Source organism: Haloechinothrix alba (assembly GCF_900188115.1).
GTDB classification, from domain to species: domain Bacteria; phylum Actinomycetota; class Actinomycetes; order Mycobacteriales; family Pseudonocardiaceae; genus Haloechinothrix; species Haloechinothrix alba.
The window spans coordinates 218,130-235,852 of sequence record NZ_FZNW01000002.1 but is presented as its reverse complement, the minus strand read 5'-3'; the positions used below and the strand labels follow the sequence as shown (position 1 = coordinate 235,852).

At 66.6% G+C, this 17,723-nt stretch carries 16 protein-coding genes; 12 read left to right on the top strand and 4 right to left on the bottom strand.

From position 1 onward, the window contains the following. The first annotated feature begins 7 nt into the window (after positions 1-7). The 11 genes from CHB84_RS02575 to CHB84_RS02525 all read left to right on the top strand — a co-directional run bounded on the left by CHB84_RS02575 (position 8) and on the right by CHB84_RS02525 (position 11,743). Positions 8-844, top strand: a complete 837-nt coding sequence (locus CHB84_RS02575) for an MlaE family ABC transporter permease (RefSeq protein WP_089299886.1) — start codon at positions 8-10, stop codon at positions 842-844. Then, positions 841-2,028 carry an MCE family protein gene (locus CHB84_RS02570; RefSeq protein WP_089299829.1) on the top strand — a complete coding sequence of 396 codons (1,188 nt, stop codon included), beginning with the start codon at positions 841-843 and terminating at the stop codon, positions 2,026-2,028. The genes CHB84_RS02575 and CHB84_RS02570 overlap by 4 nt, the downstream gene beginning before the upstream one ends. After that, on the top strand, positions 2,025-3,044 hold the full coding sequence (locus tag CHB84_RS02565; RefSeq protein ID WP_089299828.1) for an MCE family protein: 1,020 nt from the start codon (positions 2,025-2,027) through the stop codon (positions 3,042-3,044). Before CHB84_RS02570 ends, CHB84_RS02565 begins: the two co-directional genes overlap by 4 nt. Further along, positions 3,044-4,039, top strand: a complete 996-nt coding sequence (locus CHB84_RS02560; protein WP_089299885.1) for an MCE family protein — start codon at positions 3,044-3,046, stop codon at positions 4,037-4,039. The genes CHB84_RS02565 and CHB84_RS02560 overlap by 1 nt, the downstream gene beginning before the upstream one ends. Beyond that, on the top strand, positions 4,039-5,073 hold the full coding sequence (locus tag CHB84_RS02555; RefSeq protein WP_089299827.1) for an MCE family protein: 1,035 nt from the start codon (positions 4,039-4,041) through the stop codon (positions 5,071-5,073). The genes CHB84_RS02560 and CHB84_RS02555 overlap by 1 nt, the downstream gene beginning before the upstream one ends. Further along, positions 5,073-6,152 (top strand): MCE family protein, encoded by a 1,080-nt coding sequence (locus CHB84_RS02550; protein WP_089299826.1) that lies wholly within the window; start codon positions 5,073-5,075, stop codon positions 6,150-6,152. The genes CHB84_RS02555 and CHB84_RS02550 overlap by 1 nt, the downstream gene beginning before the upstream one ends. Continuing rightward, entirely contained in the window at positions 6,152-7,204 is a 1,053-nt protein-coding gene (locus tag CHB84_RS02545) for an MCE family protein (protein WP_089299825.1), read from the top strand. The genes CHB84_RS02550 and CHB84_RS02545 overlap by 1 nt, the downstream gene beginning before the upstream one ends. Before the next feature lie 625 nt (positions 7,205-7,829). Then, positions 7,830-9,245 (top strand): Ig-like domain-containing protein, encoded by a 1,416-nt coding sequence (locus CHB84_RS22695; RefSeq protein WP_176439750.1) that lies wholly within the window; start codon positions 7,830-7,832, stop codon positions 9,243-9,245. 147 nt (positions 9,246-9,392) lie between these two features. Continuing rightward, a complete protein-coding gene (locus CHB84_RS02535; protein WP_089299824.1) occupies positions 9,393-10,178 on the top strand; it encodes a hypothetical protein in 786 nt (261 codons plus the stop codon). 170 nt (positions 10,179-10,348) lie between these two features. After that, positions 10,349-10,942 (top strand): hypothetical protein, encoded by a 594-nt coding sequence (locus CHB84_RS02530; RefSeq protein WP_141134552.1) that lies wholly within the window; start codon positions 10,349-10,351, stop codon positions 10,940-10,942. A gap of 201 nt (positions 10,943-11,143) precedes the next feature. Further along, positions 11,144-11,743 carry a hypothetical protein gene (locus CHB84_RS02525; protein WP_141134551.1) on the top strand — a complete coding sequence of 200 codons (600 nt, stop codon included), beginning with the start codon at positions 11,144-11,146 and terminating at the stop codon, positions 11,741-11,743. Between the two features lie 67 nt (positions 11,744-11,810). Here the strand turns inward: CHB84_RS02525 and CHB84_RS02520 are convergent, their stop codons facing one another. Genes CHB84_RS02520 through CHB84_RS02510 form a run of 3 tightly spaced genes read right to left on the bottom strand, consistent with a single transcriptional unit; the run spans position 11,811 to position 14,997 of the window. Beyond that, the gene (locus CHB84_RS02520; protein ID WP_089299821.1) at positions 11,811-12,689 is read right to left on the bottom strand and encodes an ABC transporter permease; all 879 of its coding nucleotides are present in this window, start codon (positions 12,687-12,689) and stop codon (positions 11,811-11,813) included. Next, the gene (locus CHB84_RS02515) at positions 12,686-13,633 is read right to left on the bottom strand and encodes an ATP-binding cassette domain-containing protein (protein WP_089299820.1); all 948 of its coding nucleotides are present in this window, start codon (positions 13,631-13,633) and stop codon (positions 12,686-12,688) included. Before CHB84_RS02515 ends, CHB84_RS02520 begins: the two co-directional genes overlap by 4 nt. Before the next feature lie 5 nt (positions 13,634-13,638). After that, positions 13,639-14,997: a PucR family transcriptional regulator gene (locus tag CHB84_RS02510; RefSeq protein ID WP_089299819.1), complete on the bottom strand. Its 1,359-nt coding sequence runs from the start codon at positions 14,995-14,997 to the stop codon at positions 13,639-13,641. 675 nt (positions 14,998-15,672) lie between these two features. Between CHB84_RS02510 and CHB84_RS02505 the strand changes: the two genes are divergently transcribed. Continuing rightward, entirely contained in the window at positions 15,673-16,929 is a 1,257-nt protein-coding gene (locus CHB84_RS02505; RefSeq protein ID WP_425432266.1) for a lipase family protein, read from the top strand. Positions 16,930-17,213: 284 nt separating this feature from the next. Here CHB84_RS02505 and CHB84_RS22690 read toward each other — a convergent pair whose 3' ends face one another. After that, positions 17,214-17,363: a hypothetical protein gene (locus tag CHB84_RS22690; RefSeq protein WP_176439749.1), complete on the bottom strand. Its 150-nt coding sequence runs from the start codon at positions 17,361-17,363 to the stop codon at positions 17,214-17,216. Between the last annotated feature and the right edge of the window lie 360 nt (positions 17,364-17,723).

The window sequence follows — 17,723 nt, the reverse complement described above, 5'->3', positions numbered from 1 at the left end:
TGTGGTCATGACCAGGGGCGGGCGGCACCGGGTCCGGGTGGAGCGCTCGATGAACGCCGTGGGGCGCCTCGGCGACCAGTTGCTGTTCTACGTGCGTGCGCTTGCCTGGCTACCGTTCACCGTCACCAGGTACTACCGGGAGATCGTGCGGCTGCTCGCCGAGATCAGTTTCGGCTCGGGCGCGCTGGCGGTCATCGGCGGGACGATCGGCGTGATGGTGGGCATGACCGTGTTCACCGGAACCGTTGTCGGGTTGCAGGGCTACTCCGCCCTCGAGCAGATCGGTACGGCGGCGTTCGCGGGCTTCGTCTCCGCCTACTTCAACACCAGGGAGATCGCGCCACTGGTCGCGGCGCTGGCGCTGTCGGCGACAGTGGGATCGGGGTTCACCGCGCAGCTCGGTGCGATGCGCATCTCCGAGGAGATCGACGCGCTGGATGCCATGGGCGTGCGCAGCGTGCCGTACCTGATTACGACGAGGATCGTCGCGGGCTTCATCACCATCGCCCCGCTGTACGTGATCGGGTTGCTGACGTCGTACCTCGCGGCGCGGATGACGACGATCTATGTCTACGGACAGTCCGCGGGCACGTATGACCACTACTTCAACCTGTTCCTTCCTCCCGAGGACGTGTTGTGGTCGTTCGGGAAGGTGCTCGTCTTCAGCGTCGGGATCATCCTGACGCACTGCTTCTACGGGTACCGGGCGAGCGGCGGCCCTGCCGGTGTCGGTGTCGCGGTGGGCAGGTCGGTGCGTACGTCGATCGTGCTCGTGGCCGTGCTCGACTTCTTCCTGAGCTTGGCGATCTGGGGTTCGACGACGACTGTGCGGGTGGCGGGATGAACGGTGACGAGTCGGCCTCGCGGACCAAGGTGCAGGCACTGGGGCTGGTGTTCCTGCTCGTTCTCGGCGCACTGGGATGGTTGTCGGTGGCGATCTACGACAAGAAGTTCGCTTCCACCATCCCGGTGACGCTGCAGGCAGGCTCGGTCGGCAACCAGCTCAAGGTCAACGGAGACGTCAAGGCACGGGGCGTGCTCGTCGGGCAGATCCGCGAGGTGCGCACCGGTGGCGACGGTGCGGAGATCGAACTGGGCCTGCAACCGGACAAAGTGGAATCGCTGCCGAGCAACGTATCCGCGCGGATGGTGCGCAAGACCCTGTTCGGGCCGCGCTACGTCGAGCTCGTGATGCCGGAGGAGCCCGCGGGGACAACGCTCGGCGCCGGTGATGTCATCGAGCGCCCGCGGACGGCTACCTCCATCGAGACGGAGGAGGTTCTCAACGACCTGATGCCGGTATTGCAGGCGGTCCGGCCGCACAAGCTGGCCGCATCGCTTGGATCGGTTGCCCAGGCGCTCGACGGCAGGGGGGAGTCGTTCGGCGACACCCTCGTCTCGTTGAACGCCTACCTGTCCGAGCTGGTCCCCGAAATGGACGCGTTCCAGGAGAACGTCACGCGGTTCGGCGATGTCATGGAAACCTATGATGATGCGGCGCCGGATGTCCTCGACGCGATGGAGCACATGACCACCCTCAGCGAGACCGTTGTCGAGCAGCGTTCCGGCGTGCGCGAGCTGATCGGCACGGTTACCACGGCCGCCGGTGACCTGGACGGGTTCCTCACCGCGCACGGCGAGGATGTCATCGAACTGTCGGCGAACAGCAAACCCACGCTGGAGCTGCTCGCGCAGCATTCGTCGACCTTCCCGTGCCTGGCGCAGGCTTCCTCCGCGATGGCCGACGACGTCGATGCAGCCCTCGGGTCCGGTTCCGGGGAACCGGGCCTGCACGTGCGCCTGACGGTCAAGGACGTTTCGTCGGCAGGCGGATCCGGTTCCGGGACGTCGGCATGTCCACCCGCCGCGGGAGGTGGCGGTAGCCCGATGGCGCACTCGGTCGCGGAGGACCGGCTCGTGTCGGAGCTGCTGGCGCCTGCACAGGGTGTCGAGCCCCGTGATGTTCCCGGCTGGAGCACCCTGCTCGTCGGCCCGTTGCTGCGCGGGACGGAGGTGACACTGGAGTGAGAAGCCTGACCGCACCGCTGATCAAAGGCCTGGCATTCACGCTGGTGACGCTGCTTGCCACGAGTCTCCTCGCGATCACCATCGCGAACCGCAGTAGCGGTGACACGGTGCGCTACAGTGCCCGGTTCTCCGACGCCATCGCGCTCAGCAGCGGCGACGACGTGCGGATGTCCGGTGTGCGGGTGGGCGAGGTCGAGGAGATCCGTGTCGTGGACAGGCGGGTCGCCGAGGTCGACTTCGCCGTCGAGGCGGATCGGAAGCTGTTGCACTCGACAACGGCCACGCTCAAGTTCCGCAACCTCATCGGCCAGCGCTACATCGCGCTCGAACACGGCGAAGGCGGCTCGGGGGAGCCGATGGAGGCGGGCGATGTCATACCACTCGAACGTACGACCCCGGCACTCGACCTCACGGCGCTGTTCAACGGTTTCCGCCCGCTGTTCCAGGCGCTGTCACCGGAGCAGGTCAACAAGCTCTCGTACGAGCTGATTCGGGTACTGCAGGGCGAGGGCGGCACTGTGGACGGGATCGTGCGGCACGTGCGCTCGCTGACCTCGGCTCTGGCCGAACGTGACGAGGTGATCGGCCGGGTGGTCTCCAACCTGAACGCGGTGCTCGGCGAGTTCAACGAGCGGGACGAGGAGATGTCCCGGTTGATCACCACGACGCAGGAGCTGACATCGGCATTGGCCGAGGACGCCGACCCGATCGGTGACGCGGTCGAAGGGCTGGGTGTGCTCACCGAGAGCGTCGCGGGACTTCTCGACGACGGGCGTCCGGTCGTGAACGACTCTGTCGACGCCCTCGGCGAGTTCGCGGCGACGCTGAACGACAACACACCGGAGTTCGAAGCCATGCTCGACAACCTTCCGGGCAAGTACGAGACCGTAGGCCGCATCGCGTCCTACGGATCGTGGATGAACATCTTCCTCTGCTCGGCCTCGGCCGAGGGAGTCGCCCGGCCCCCGGGCGGCGACGTGCCGGGGCTGTCGGTGACCGAGGCGAGGTGCAGGTGATGATCAAGCCGTTCAGGGCTCGTAACCCCATCGCCGTGGGTCTGGTCGGTGCCACGGTGATGATCGCGTTGTTCCTCGGCGCGCTCAACTGGGATCGTCTTCCGCTCGTGGCAGGCGGACAGACTTACACGGCCGAGTTCGCGGAGGCGGCAGGGCTCGCGGCAGGCGACGACGTGCTGGTAGCAGGTGTCGAGGTCGGCGAGGTCACCGACGTCGCGCTCGATACGGACAGGGTGGTCGCACGGTTCAGTGTCGAGGACGACGTCTGGGTCGGTGACAAGTCGGTCGCCGCGATCACGATCAAGACCGCGCTCGGCCAGAAGAGCCTGTCGCTCGACCCGCTCGGTAGTGCGGAGCTCGACCCCGGCGAGCGGATCCCGATGGAACGCTCGGTGACGCCGTTCGACATCAACGATGCCTTCGATGAGCTTGCCGTCGTGTTCGGCGAGATCGATACGGAGCAGCTGGCCGAGGCGTTCGACACCATGGCGGAGACGTTCTCCAGCTCGACACCGGAGGACGTACGTGCCTCGTTCGAGGGGCTGTCGGACTTCTCGCGGACCATCTCGGAACGCGACGAGGAGCTGGCGGAGCTCCTGAGTAATACCAACGAGATCAGCGGCACCCTCGCCGAGCACAACGAGCAGTTCGAGGCGCTGATCGGCGACGGTTCGACGTTGCTGGCCGAGCTCGAGGACCGTCGCGACGCGATCGGCGAGCTGCTGTCCGGAGCTCGCGAGATGTCGTCGCAGCTGTCCGGGCTGGTCGAGGACAACGAAGAGGAGATCGGACCCATGCTCGAACAGCTGGATCGGGTCACCGTGGTCCTGGAGCGCAACCAGCGGCACCTGAACGAGAGCCTGGAGCTCGCGGGTCCGTTCTACCGCATGATGGGTGACACGGTCAGCGCTCGTGGCTGGATCGACAGCTATATCTGTGGACTCGTCGACGGTGGCGACGCGAGCTGTGTCCCGCCGCGATCAGGGGGTGGCTGATGAGCACGACGACGCGGCGGTTCAGGTACTCCAGGTTCGTGTTACTGGCGGTTGTCGGCATGCTCATCGTCGCGGGAACCACCACTGCCGTCCGGATCGGTGAGCACCACAAGGAGATCACCGCGTACTTCACGAGCGGAGTCGGCGTGTACCCGGGTTCGGATGTGCGGGTGCTCGGCATCGCGGTGGGCACGATCGAGTCCGTCGAGCCACAGGACGAACGAGTTCGGGTCGATATGTCGGTCGACGAGGAGGTCGCCGTACCCCGTGACGCCGGGGCTCTCGTGGTGACACCCAGCCTGGTCAGTGACCGCTATATCCAACTGGCTCCGGTGTATTCGGGTGGTCCGCAGATCGCCGACGGCGATGTGATCCCGGTTGACCGTACCGTGGTGCCTCTGGAGCTGGACGACGTCCTGGAGAGCCTGGACGATTTCGCGGCGCAGCTGGGGCCGGACGGGTTGAACTCCGACGGTGCGCTCAGCGACGTACTCAGCAGCACCGCCACCAATCTGGACGGAACGGGCGAGGTGATCAACGAGATGATCCACGAGCTGGGAAAGGCCAGCAGGTTGCTGTCCGGTTCCGAGGACGATCTGTTCGGCACGGTGGAGAACCTGCGCGAGTTCAGCGGGATGCTCGCGGCCAACGACGAGCAGGTCCGTACGTTCAACCAGCAGCTGGCCACCGTGTCGGAGATCCTCGCCGACGAGCGCGACGAACTCGGTTCCGCCCTCGCTGCGCTCGGTCAGGCTCTCGGTGATGTCGAAGGATTCGTCAAGGACAACCGTGAGCTGGTGCGCAAGAATGTGGAGCAGTTGCTGACGACCGCGGAAGTGCTCGCCGAGCAGCGGGACTCGCTCTCCGAAGCGCTGTCGGAGGCTCCCGGCGCGCTCGAGTCACTGACGGGCACTTACGACCCCGACACGGGCACGTTCGACAGCAGGGTCAACATAGTCGAGTTCGGGCTGGCACCCGAGGACGACACACCGCCGCTGCCGCTTCCGCAGGTGGGCGAAGGAGGTGCCGGCTGATGCGCCGATCGAGGGCTCGGCGTCCTACGGTGCGCGCGGTGATCGCCGCACTGGTCGCGGCGTTGCTGACCGGATGTAGTTCGTTCCAGGGGCTCTACGACGTACCGTTGCCCGGTGGTGCGGAGATCGGTGACCATCCGTACCGGGTGACCGCGCATTTCGACGATGTGCTCGACCTGGTACCGCAGTCGGAAGTGCGCGTGGACGACATCCCGGTCGGCCGGGTGGAGGCTGTCGAGCTCTCCGACGACGGGATGATCGCGGAGGTATCGCTCCTTGTCGACGGTGATGTCCGGCTGCCTGCCGACGCCGTGGCCGAGCTGCGTCAGACGAGCTTGCTCGGGGAGAAGTTCGTCGAGCTGGCACCCCCGCCGGGTGAGGCTGCGGAGGGGCTCCTCCAAGACGGGGCGGTCGTTCCCGTGGAGCGTACCGGTCGCAACTTCCAGGTCGAGGAGGTGCTGGGGGCTACGTCGATGTTGCTCAACGGCGGTGGGATCGGACAGCTCAAACAGATCACCTCCGAACTCAACGGTGTCTTCGACGGCAACTCGGAGGAGTTGCGGGAGTTGCTCGGTAACCTGGAGGAGTTCGTGAGCGGGCTCGACGAGCATCGTGAGGAGATCGTACGTGCGATCGACGCCACCGAACAGCTGTCCGGAACGCTGAATGAACGTACCGACCAGATCGGCGAGATTCTCGACGAACTCGGTCCGGGAATCGAAGTGCTGTCCGAGCAGAGCGACGAGATCACCGAGATGTTCGTCGCGATGGACTCGCTGTCCGAAGTAGCCACCGATACGGTGCGGCGTAGCAAGGACGACCTGCTGGACAGCCTGCGCGCACTGGAGCCGGTGCTGAGCGAGCTCGCCGAGGCAGGCCATGACCTGCCGCGCGCGATGGAGTTGCTGTTGACCTATCCGTTCACGGACGCCTCTCTCGACGCCGTGCGCGGCGACTACATGAACGGGTTCCTGGAGCTCGATGCGAACACCGCCGGCTCGGGCGGGTCCGCATCGCCCGCCGGGTTACCCCTACCGTCCGTGGACGCACCGACTGCGCCTGCCGGGGGTGGGAGCTGATGCTGAGCAGGCTTGTCCGGGTCCAGGTGACGGTGTTCGCGGTGATCGCGCTGGTCGGCATGTCCTTCGTGGGCGCGCGGTACGCGGGGCTGGACTCGCTCTACGACGGCTCGGGGTACACGGTCACGGCCGAGTTGGCGGAATCGGGCGGGGTGTTCACCCACGCCGAGGTGACCTATCGTGGCGTCGCGGTCGGCAGGGTGGGCGAGATGCGGATGGCCGATGACGGCATCGAGGTCGACCTGCGCATCGACGGTGACGCCCCTCCGGTGCCCGACGATGTCGAAGTGGTGGTCGCCAACCGGTCGGCGGTGGGAGAGCAGTATGTGGACCTGCGACCACGCCGGGAAGGCGAACCGTACCTCACGGACGGCTCGGTCATCGACGAGGAGGACAGCACACTGCCGCTCTCCGTCGATCAGGTGCTGCTGACCATCGACGATCTGGTGGAGTCGCTGCCCGGCGACGATCTCCGTACGGTCGTTGACGAGCTGTACGAGGCGACGCGGGGAACGGCGCCGAGCTTTCAGGCACTTCTCGACGCGTTGGAGAGTTTCGTCGACACGGCGACCGAACACCTGCCGCAGACCAAGGAACTGCTTGCGGACGGAAACACAGTGCTCGGAACGCAGCTCGATACGTCCGAGTCGATCGCTGCCTTCGGTGAGAACGCCAGGTTGATCGCCGAGGAGATCGCAGACGCCGACGGGGACGTCCGTCGTGTGATCTCCTCGGGCCCGGGCGCCGCGGGCGAGATCAGCACGATGCTTTCCGAGACGGATCCCGACCTGGGTATGCTGGTGGCGAACTTGACCGCGACCTCGGAGGTTCTCGTCGCGAACCTGGACGGCCTGGACACCATGATGGTTGCGTCACCGGAGGTGGTGGGCGCGGGATCGGACGTCTTTTCCGGAGGCGTCGCGAATTTCGGGCTGGTGACGACATTCTTCGATCCGCTGCCGTGTACCGAGGGCTACGAGGGAACCACCTACCGGGAGGCCCGCGATACCTCTCCTGCACCGCTGAATACCGGAGCCGGCTGCGTGCGGTGACGCGCCGCGCGCCCCTGCGCGCGGCATGTGGCGTTCCACGCGGACGGGAGTAGGACTTTCACCCGCAGCCCGGCGAGGATGGACCGCCGGGGCCGGCTCGACAGGCATGGGAACTACTTCGCGCGGGTTGTGTCGTGCAGACAAACGTTCACTTCATATTTGTGTGTGCACGATCAACACATTGTCCTGCCTTTCCTCGACGTGTGAGATGCCTGGTATTCACCGTATCGAGTGATATGCTGCACAAGGCAGGCAAATCGGTCGGGGCGATTTATTCTGTCGAATTGTGATAATTGGGTGGCGACAATATTTCGCTGTTCGGGGGCAGTGCGTCCGCTATGCCTTGCCGGGCGCCGGGCGAGGTCGTCGCGGGTGCTTCCCGGCTAACGGGAAGGCCGAGTGTGTACAGGGAGGGCACGTTTGCGTGGCCGGCCTACGGGCCGGTCGATCGGTGGGTGAGGTTGCCCAAGAGGCAGCGCGCGGCCACCCACGGCGGCCGAACGTCGCTGCGTCGTCCTCGGCCGAGGCGATCAACGTGAACGGCCCGAGTTCCGAAAGGACTGTCCGGGAGTAGGAGCGTATGAGTTTTCGAGGAAAACATAGGCGCGGCATACGCGCGCTCGCGGTGACCACTGTATCTGGGGTCGTCGGGAGCATGGTCGGCGTGGCAGGAGTCATGGCGGCGGGTGTCGGTAACGCGGAGACCGCGTCGTTGACACTGGACTACGAATGTCCGTTCCCGCTGATCGGTGTTCAGCAGGTCGAGGTCGAGATCACCGCGAACATCCCCGGTGAGATCACGGTGGGGGAGCAGTCGCCGAGGTTCGACATCGACACCGTCAGTACGGCACCGCCGGAGGCGACGGAAGGGCTCAACCTGGTGGGGGCATCCACCATCGAAGGCGAGGCACTCGCCGAGTCCTACGTGGATGCTCCGGAGGCCACGCTGGACCTGGAGGTGCCTGCGAACATTCCGGTGCAGGACGTGCCCGACGAGGGCGAGCTGATCGTCGAAGCGTTCGGCGAGGCGCCGTCCCTGACGTTCAGCGAGCCGGGTGATGCGCAGATCGGTGTCGGCGATCTGCTCCTCGAAATGACCCCACGGGACGAGAACGGTGAGCTGACCGGGCTCGGCACGTTCGAGTCGGACTGCGTCCAGTTGCCGGACCAGGACAACATCCTTGCGGAGATCGAGATCCTGCCCGACGAGCCGCCGGAGGTTCCGGTTGTGGGTGATCATTCGTTCGAGGTCGCTCAGGATGAGGTGCTGAGTGTGGAGGCGCCTGGTGTGTTGGAGGGTGCTTCTCCGGAGGATGTGGATCTGACGGCGCAGGTGGAGTCGGGTCCGTCGGCGGGCAGTGTGGATGTGGCTGCTGATGGGTCGTTCACGTATGAGCCGGAGGAGGGTTTCTCTGGTGAGGATGCGTTCTCGTATTCGGCGTCGTATGAGGTTGATGGTCAGCAGGTGGTTTCGGAGCCGGGTTCGGTGACGGTCGAGGTTGTCGAGGCCGAGCCGGAGCCGGAGCCGGGCCTGGAGGTCGGCTTCGACCTGATGGGCGAGACGTACATCAATGCGGCCGACAGCATGGCACCGCTGAGTGGCGGTGTGGACGCCCGAGTCGACCTGGAGAGCGGTGACGTCGAAGCCGATCTCGAGCTCGACCGCACGTTCACCAGCTTCCGGGTTCTCTGGATCCTGCCTGCCAGCGCACACATCGACTTCGAGCAGGTCGGTGCGACTACCGGCACCTTCCAGGACGGCCGGCTGGAGACGACCTCGGAGATGTTCGTCTCACTGCCGCGCGTGAGCGTGTTCGGGTTCCCCATCTCCTCGGGCGACAGCTGCCGGACCGTCGAGTCGACGCAGGTGCAGCTCGCCTCGGACGGGGACTTCTCCCCCCAGCAGGGCGGTGCCCTGTCGGGTGACTACACCCTGCCGGATTTCGAGAACTGTGGCCCGTTGACCAGGCTGGTCAACCACTACGCCTCGGGACCGGGTAACACGATCGACCTCGAGCTTTCCGCGAGGTCGAGCGGCTGATGATCGCGCGGCACCGTGCCCCTGCCCGCTGCCGGGCGGGGGCACGGTGCCCGCCCTCGCCGCGCCCGGGACGCCAGGCCCACCGCCGGTGTCACTCGGGTGACGGCACTCTTCCCGTCACGAACCGGATCAGCGAAAGGACCAGGAATGACGCGACGCGCGAACGTCCGAGCAGGCGCTGCCGCACTGGGTGCCGCCACCGCGGCGGGTGCTGTCGTGCTCGGCGCACTGTCGGCGGGAGCCGAAGAAGGCGGCTCCGAGGCATTCGGCGTCGAGCTCGACGGTGCGATCGAGTTCGGACCCGAGCCCCACGTCGTGTACGCCGGAGGCGAAACGGCTTCGGATTCGCGTGCCGGCATCGAGCTTCCGAACGATCTCGGGCGGATCGGCGTTGCCGACGTGCGCGCGGGGCAGGACGAGTCGTCCGCCAGGCTCACCGACATCGAGTTGCACAGCGCGGACGGGCCGCTCGAGCTCTCCGCGCTCGAGGTCCGGTGCAGGGGTGACGAGGGTGGCATCAGCGCTCTCGAGCTCGCGGACGTGTCCGAGGGCATCGAGTTGCCCGAGGGTGTGGAGGCTCCGGAGGAACTCCAGCCGGGCGAGATCGAGCCGGACACCGAGCTCGGGGTTCCCGGCGTGGTGACCGTGACGTTCAACAAGCAAGGAACGGGGCCGGACGGTGCGTTGACGGTCGCGGGATTGGTGCTCGACATCGAGGCCACGGGACAGGTCGTCACGTTCGGTTCGGTGACGTGTGCCGGTGGCGGGACCGGCGACGGCGATCCCGGCGATGGCGACGGGGACCCGGGTGACAGTGACGGGGACCCGGGTAGCGGTGGCGATGACGGTACCGGCGATCCCGGCGCCGCGCCCGCGAAGCCGACCGCAACCGCGCCCGCGCCCGTGACGACGCGCCTGCCGGTGACGGGTTGAGCCGTACCGCGTCAATCCGCTTTGGCACGTTCCTACAGTCCGAGCTGTGGAACTTGTCCGCGGAGTTCAGGCGCGCGGCCGGACAGCCAACCAGCGGCGCGGTGGCATTGCCGTGAGCGACCGGTGGATCTACGGTCGGTTGGCCCGACTACGCCAGGAGGACAAGGACGATGTTGAGATCTCGCACAGCTGTGGCGGGAGCCGTGCTCGCCACGTTGCTGGCGGCAGGATGCGGGTCGGACGACGGTGCGGGCGAACCGCCCGTGGCGGATTCGAGCGGGACCCCGGAACAGGACGGCGCCTCGAACGGGGCCGATGTGGATGATGAGGTACTCGCCTGGACAGGAACGATCTGTACGGCGTTACAGGACAGCGGCGCCGCGATCGAGATGCCGGAGATCGACCCGACGCATCCGGAATCGGCGCGCGAGGGGTTCTTGGACTTTCTCGGCAGCCTCGATACCGAGTTCGGTTCGCTGGATGACACGCTCCGGGATGTGGGCCCTCCGCCTGTCGACGGCGGCGAGGACACCTACGACGCCGCCATGGAAACCCTGCAGGAATCCAGGGAGGCGGTGCAGGAGGCCATGGTGAGCCTGGAGGAAGCCGAGGTCACCGACGAGGAGAGCTTCCAGGCCGCGGTCGTCGAGGCAGGCGCGAAGATGGAGGAGCTGGGCTCGCGGGACGGGCCGTCCGGTGATCTCCGGGAGAACCCGGCGCTCGAGGCCGCTTTCCAGGAGGCTTCGGAGTGCCGGAACGTCTGACGGCATCGCCGATGCCGCGCGCCGAGCGCGGGCGGCATCGGCACTGTCACGTAGTGAAAACCGGCGCCGTCACTTTTGTCGGCACGGGCGTGTTCGGCACGCCGGATCGGTCACGTCCCGGAAACAGCTTCGTCCGCCGTCCCCGGCGCGGTTAGAGTTTCGGTAGCCGTGCGTATCGCACACGACCGTCGGAGGGAAGACGTGGGCAGACGAGATGCCGGCCAGGCGGGTGGCTACGGTCCCGCAGCGCCCGGGATCGCCCACGAAGATGGGATCAGGCGTTCACGGCGCAACCGCCACGTGCCTGCGACCGATCTACTGGCCAGGGAAGGCAGGCCGATCGACGAGGACGACGGGCCCGTCCTCGGGGAGGCTGTGGCCTCGGTCCGGCGGGGGATGCTCGGCGTCGCGGCCGCACTCGTCGTGGTAGCCGGCGGCGCACCGGTCGTCCACGATGCGCTGTTCGGCGGCGAGTCCACGGCCGGTAGCGAGGACGGGCATCGCGCGGAGACCCGCGACGAGTCGCCTGCCGAGGGGCGCGACACCGTCGAACCCGCTTCATCGAGCAAGACGACGACGTCGACGCCCTCGGCCGAACCCGATCCGGCGGAGGCGGCGCCACCGGAGGAGCCCGAGCCCCGTCAGGGCCGTGACTCCGAGCCGCACCAGCAGACGGACGACCGGCAGCCCTCCGGCAGCGCGCCCGACTGGCGCGAGGAGTGGCAGGAGTACGTACCCGACCAGTACGAGGAGTACGCGGAAGACGGCTCGGAGTACCAGCGACGGTACTGGGGCGAGTAGCGGCGCACGGACGCTCGCCGGCAGGCCGACAACCAGCAGGCCGGCGTCCGGTGTGCCGCCGCGATCGTCACCGCGTTCTCCGGATGCCGTGTGCGGCGGTGAGGATTCCGATCAGTGCTGCGCAACACAGCAGCGCCAGCGCGGCCGCCAGATCGGTACCGTATGGATCGCCGACCGTCAGCGCGCGTACCGCGTCGATCGCGTAGGTCAGCGGGTTGACGGTCGCGACGGCCTCCATCCAGCCCGGCATCGACTCGACCGGCATGTAGGCGCTGGTGGTGAACATCAGCGGGAAGATCACCACGAACGACGCCGCCTGCATGACCTCCTGCGAAGGCCGCCAGGTGGCGATCGCGATGAAGACCCATGACATACCCCAGCCGACCGCGGCGGTCAGCGCGCAGGCTGCCACCGACGCGACCCAGCTCGTGGACCGGAAATCCAGCACGAGGACGGCCACGACCATGGCCGCCGCCAGCTGTACGACGAGGCGTAACGTGTCGGAGATCGATCGGGCGAGCAGGACCGCGAACAGGCTGATGGGCATCGTTCGTAGCCTGCCGACGAAACCGGATGTGATCTCGAACATCAGTGCCGCCCCTGAACTCATCGCCGTGATGACGGCGATCGTCACCAGGGTCGCGGGCAGAAGGTAGTTGATGTAACTGCCGTAGGACGCCACGCCGGGAAGCTCGCTGACACCCGCGAAAGCCTGGCTGAACAACAGCATGATCACCACAGGCTGGAGTATCCCGAGGAAGATGAGCCGGTAGTGACCGAACGCGGTCCGGATCGACCTCAGTGCCAGGACCCACAGTTGGGTGCCGAACCCGCTGACACCCCAGTGCTCCCGGTGTGCGGCCGGCGGCGAGCGGCGGATCGGTGTCGTCGGGGAAGTGGTGATGTCCGGGCGTGGGCCGCGCACCGGAGCGGCGTGCCTGCTCATCCCGGGTGGTCCCCCGCGCCGTGGAGTGCGAGATAGACATCGTCCAATGTGGGCTCGCTGACCGTGAGGTCGCCGACATCGACGCCGGATCCGTCCAACGTACGCACCAGTGAAGCGATGTCTCCCGTACCGGACACCGGGATGCGCAGCAATGGTTCACCGGAATCCCGCACCGGCCGGAAGCCGTGCGAGGCCACGCACTGTGCCGCGTACTCGGAGGCCGTGAGGCTCGGGAACCGGATCGCGACGGTGCGGTTCCCGAGAGAGCGTTTGAGGTCGGCGGGCCTGCCCTCGGCGACGACCCGGCCCCGTGCGAGGACGATGAGCGTATCGGCGAGCACGTCGGCCTCGTCCAGGTACTGTGTGGTCAGCAGCACCGCGGTGCCCTGGTGAGCCAAGTCGGTGACGATCTCCCACAGTACGTTCCTGCTGACCGGGTCCAGACCCGTCGTCGGCTCGTCCAGGAACAGTACAGGCGGCCGTGCGACAAGGCCGGCCGCCAGGTCGAGCTTGCGGCGCATGCCGCCGGAGTACGTGCGCACCTTCCGTCTGGCCGCGTCGGCCAGCCCGAACGCGTCGATGAGCTCGTCGGCCCGATCACGCGCCGCCCGCCTGCCCGCGCCGTACAGGCGCGCGAGGAGGACCAGCTGAGCGCGGCCGGTCAGCTCCTCGTCCACGGTAGCGAACTGTCCCGCGACGCCTATGCTGCGCCGCACATGGTGCGGAAAGCGCACGACGTCCCAGCCGCAGATCGTGGCCGCGCCGCTCGTGGGGCGTGCTCCTGTGGTGAGTATGTCGATCAGGCTGGTCTTGCCCGCCCCGTTGTGCCCCAGTACCCCCAGCACGGACCCTTCGTCGATGGTGAACGATATCCCGTCGAGCGCGACGACCTTGCCGTAGGTCTTGCCGAGCCCGAGGACATGTACCGGCGCGTGCGTCGGCATGTCGGCTAGCCGGACTTGCCGGAGCGGCGACCGCGAGGTTTGGTTTCCGTCCCGAGTGCTTGTCGCGCGTGCAGCGCGATCTCGATCATCAGACGTTCCCCGGGGTCGTCGAGCTTCTCGCCCATCAGCTTGTAGATCTGTTGCATGCGGTAGCGGACGGTCTGTGGATGCACGTCGAGGTGTTTGGCGGTGTCGTTGACACTGCCACGTGTACCGAGCCAGGTCAGCAGCGTAGTGCTCAACCGCGCGCGCTGCTTGGCTGTGAGAGTCTCAAAGGGACGGAGGGCCTGGCAGGTGAGCTCGGTGAGCAGGAACTCGTCCGCGAGCAGCACGAGCATCGTGAGGTGCTCGTCGCAACGCAGTAACGCGCGGGACGGGAGGATGCCTCGCTGCGTCAGGGTAAGCGCGCGTCGTGCGGTGACGAGCGAGCGGTGGAGTTCGTGCAACGGCACGAACGGACCGACGACCGCGGCCCTGCCGGACAGGTTCTCCTCGATCTGGCCCACGTGCCTGTCCGGGTCGGTGATGACCAGGCAGGGCTCGTTGCTTTCCAGGTCGACGAGGATGTCCCCGTCCAGTGCGTGCTCGGCGAGATCGTACTGGCCCGGCTGCGGTTCCAGGGCCACCGCAGCCGCACGTTCCGGTACATGCCACTGGGTGGCCTGTGCGAGCTCGGCTACGGTCTGCGGTGACGCGGGGTGCTCGGAGACCAGTGTCTTGAGCAGCTGATGACGACGGCGGGTGAATGTCCCGGTCGCGTGAGCCTGCGCTTCGGAATAACCCGATACGGCGGCCGAACACAGCTCATCGGTGTAACCGAAGATCGCGTCCGCGAGCGCGAACAGGGTGTTGCCGGGCAGCCCTACCGCCGCTCCCGCCGCATGGACGTGCCGCCAGGACACCCGCGCGCCGATCCGGACCGACTTCTGCAACGCGTCCAGTGTCCGTCCCTCGTGAAACTCGACCTTGCCCACGTAGCGGAACCACTCGTACCACTCGGACTTGTCGACCTCGCTGCGTCCGAGGTTCTCGACGACCTGCAGTACCGACTTCTCCACGCAGGTCACCAGAACCTTGCCGAACGCGCCCTCGAGGGGTTGCGCGTACTCGGGGACGTTCTCGCGGACCTCACGGATGATGTCCTTGATCATCCGGTTGGCCATCGGCCTGATGTACTCCTCGAGCTGCTCGCGAGGAATCGCGGCGAAGACGCGCTGCGGGTCCAGGCTCGTCAGCCGCGAACCCTGTGGCTTGTCGGCGGACGGCATCGCTCCGTCACCGGCGTCGGCACCGTGCGCCGGGCGATCTGAGGCATCGAGCCGCTCCCCGGTGGCGCCACCGAGCTGATGCAGAGCAACGCTCATGGATCTCGCCCCCCTGTGTACTCGTGACAAGACGTGGATATGGCCTCGTTGCCATGGGAATGAATGTGTGTGAGGAACAATAAGCAGGGGTTAATTCCGTGTCAATTGCCGGGCACGTCACGCCGCGGCTTCACTCGCACGAATAGATGAGTAAGCATGTTTTCTGCGCACGGCGGCGCAACATCGCTTACGCCGGTTGTCCGGTGCTGACAAGTTCGTACCGGCGTGAATGCGGGTTAACGTGAACGAGCTTCATATTATCTGCGGCCGTGTGACACATCGCCTGATATGTCAACGCGTGGGAGCGCCCCTGGTTACGGGGCAGGTCCGCACACGGGTGAGGACCCGCCGCCGAGCGGCATCACGTGCGGTGTCCGGACGCGGGGTCACATCGTTCGAAGGGTTCGGTGTCGCACCATTCCGCCTGCTTGTCATGTGTAGCGGACCGGCACAGAATTGATTGTCCTTCCGGTATGAATTCGTTCCCTCGTGCGCACGGGAGTGGATAACCGGGAAGGTGCCGTGCAAGGATTCGCCGAACATTACGGAGTGCGGTGTGGCCACGTGGCCGATCCCTTCGAAATCGTGCCGATAACCGGGCCTGCCGGGAATGATGCGCGGGTGGGTCCGTCGAATTGGTCGGGAGGCTGAGTCGTGCGGAAAGTCGAGTCGGGCGTGGGCCGTTACGGGCGCTCGTTCCGCCGTGCCGGTGTGGTCGCGTCGATCGCGGCGTTGGCGCTGGTCGCGTTCACAGGCGCCGCGAGTGGGCAGGAGTCCGGTACGGTAGCGGAGGAAGGCGGGGGTGCCGGGCTCGCGGGACCCGGCGACGACCCGTTCTACCAGCCGCCCGACCCGCTTCCGGACGCCGAGCCGGGTGACATCATCGAGTCGAGGCCGTCCAAGGCAGGACCACCGACCGCTCGGGAGCTGGCCGATGCCTGGCAGGTGCAGTACCTGTCGACGGACGCTCACGGGGAAGCGAACGCGGTGACCGGGACGGTCCTCGTACCCAAGGATGTCGACCCGAGCCAGGCACCGATCGTCGGACTGGCGCCGGGAACGCACGGTCCCGCGGCCGAGTGCGCTCCGTCCAGGATGATCGATGTAGGCGCGTTCTACGAGCAGAACCCGCTCAACGAGTCGCTCCGGCAGGGCTATGCCGTCGCGGTGCCGGACTACGAGGGCTACCACGAGGACCCGCGTACCACGTACATGGTTGGCAGCTCGATGGGTCCGGCCACTCTCGACGTGATCCGTGCAGCGCAACGACTGCCCGATGCAGACCTTTCGGCGGATGCTCCTGTGGCGCTGCGCGGGTACTCGCAGGGCGGTGCGGCCGCCATGTGGGCAGGGCAGATGCAACCGGACTACGCTCCCGAGCTGGATCTCGTCGGCATCGCGGGCGGTGGCGTTCCTGCCGACCTGGTCCAGGTGTCGCTACCGCTGGACGGCACCTGGGGATTCGGTGTGCTGGCATACGGGCTCATCGGACTCGACAACGCCTATCCCGAACTGGATCTCGACTCCTATCTCAACGAAGCCGGGCACGAAGCGTTCGCCGAGATGAGCGACGGGGCCTGCACGGTCGAGCTGCTGACGCGTTATGCCGGGGACCGGTTACAGGACTACACCCATCAGAGTCCGGTCGTGCAGCCGGATTGGGTCGAACGTATCGAGGAGAACAAGCTCGGCGAAGTCGGCGTCGACGTCCCCGTGTACCTGTATCACGCGAGCAACGACGACCTGGTCGCGTTCAACCAGGCCAGTACGTTGCGCGAGGACTACTGTGCACTGGGCGTGGATGTGACCTGGCGGCAGTTCGACGTCGAGTCACCCGCCCCGCACATCACGATGATCAACATTGGTGACGACCCCGTGCAGCAGTTCATTGCCGATCGGCTGGCGGGCGAGCCCGCGCGGTCGAACTGCTGACGGCTCCGGCGTGCGGGGACAGGGAGGATTCTCGTCCCGTCCCCGCACGCCCGGACGCGGTGAGCCGGAACCCGCGCACCACGGTTCGGGTTCGTCACAAGGACGCTGCAGCGGCCCGTGCTGTGACCGAACCGGCGCCTGGGTCGGTACCGGAACGTACGCCGGGGAGTCGCTGTACCGGCGCGCCGAGCGCGCCCGGAGTCACGGCGTATCCCGGGAGGCCTACCCCGTGAGCAGTACCCCGAGATGGGCCGTCGCGATGTCTGCCGACCGCGCAGGAGCGGTCACTGGTTGCGGTTGCTGCCGGCGAGGTCACCACGCGGCACCTCATCGGCCCCGGACTTCTCGGTGCTCGGCCGGTCCTGCAGGTTGATGACGACGCGGACGGCGACGAACACGAGCACGCCGATGATCGCGATCCATTCGAGTACCATACTGATCTCCGTGGGTCGGGTTGTCTCGCGAAAGTCGGATACCTTCGGCCCTATTCCATTGCCGGGCGGTTCGCCACGTGTGACTCACACGGGGTCGGTCGCGCACTGCTCGTGGGCAGTACGTGCCAACCGAGGCGTGAACTGCCCGTACCGGCTTTGCCGATCATTCGCGTCTTCTCCATGAGTGGATTCACCCGCTGATTCCGCATTCTACCCCCGGTGGTGAAGCGGATGAACGGGTAATTCGTCGGTGAACACGAGAGTGTGACGGTGGCGGGGAAATTTGTTCTCAGCGGCCAACTCCGCCTGTCTCGTTTGTTGGTGCGCCGAACCGCTCACTCGGGGCTGACCTGCGATTCC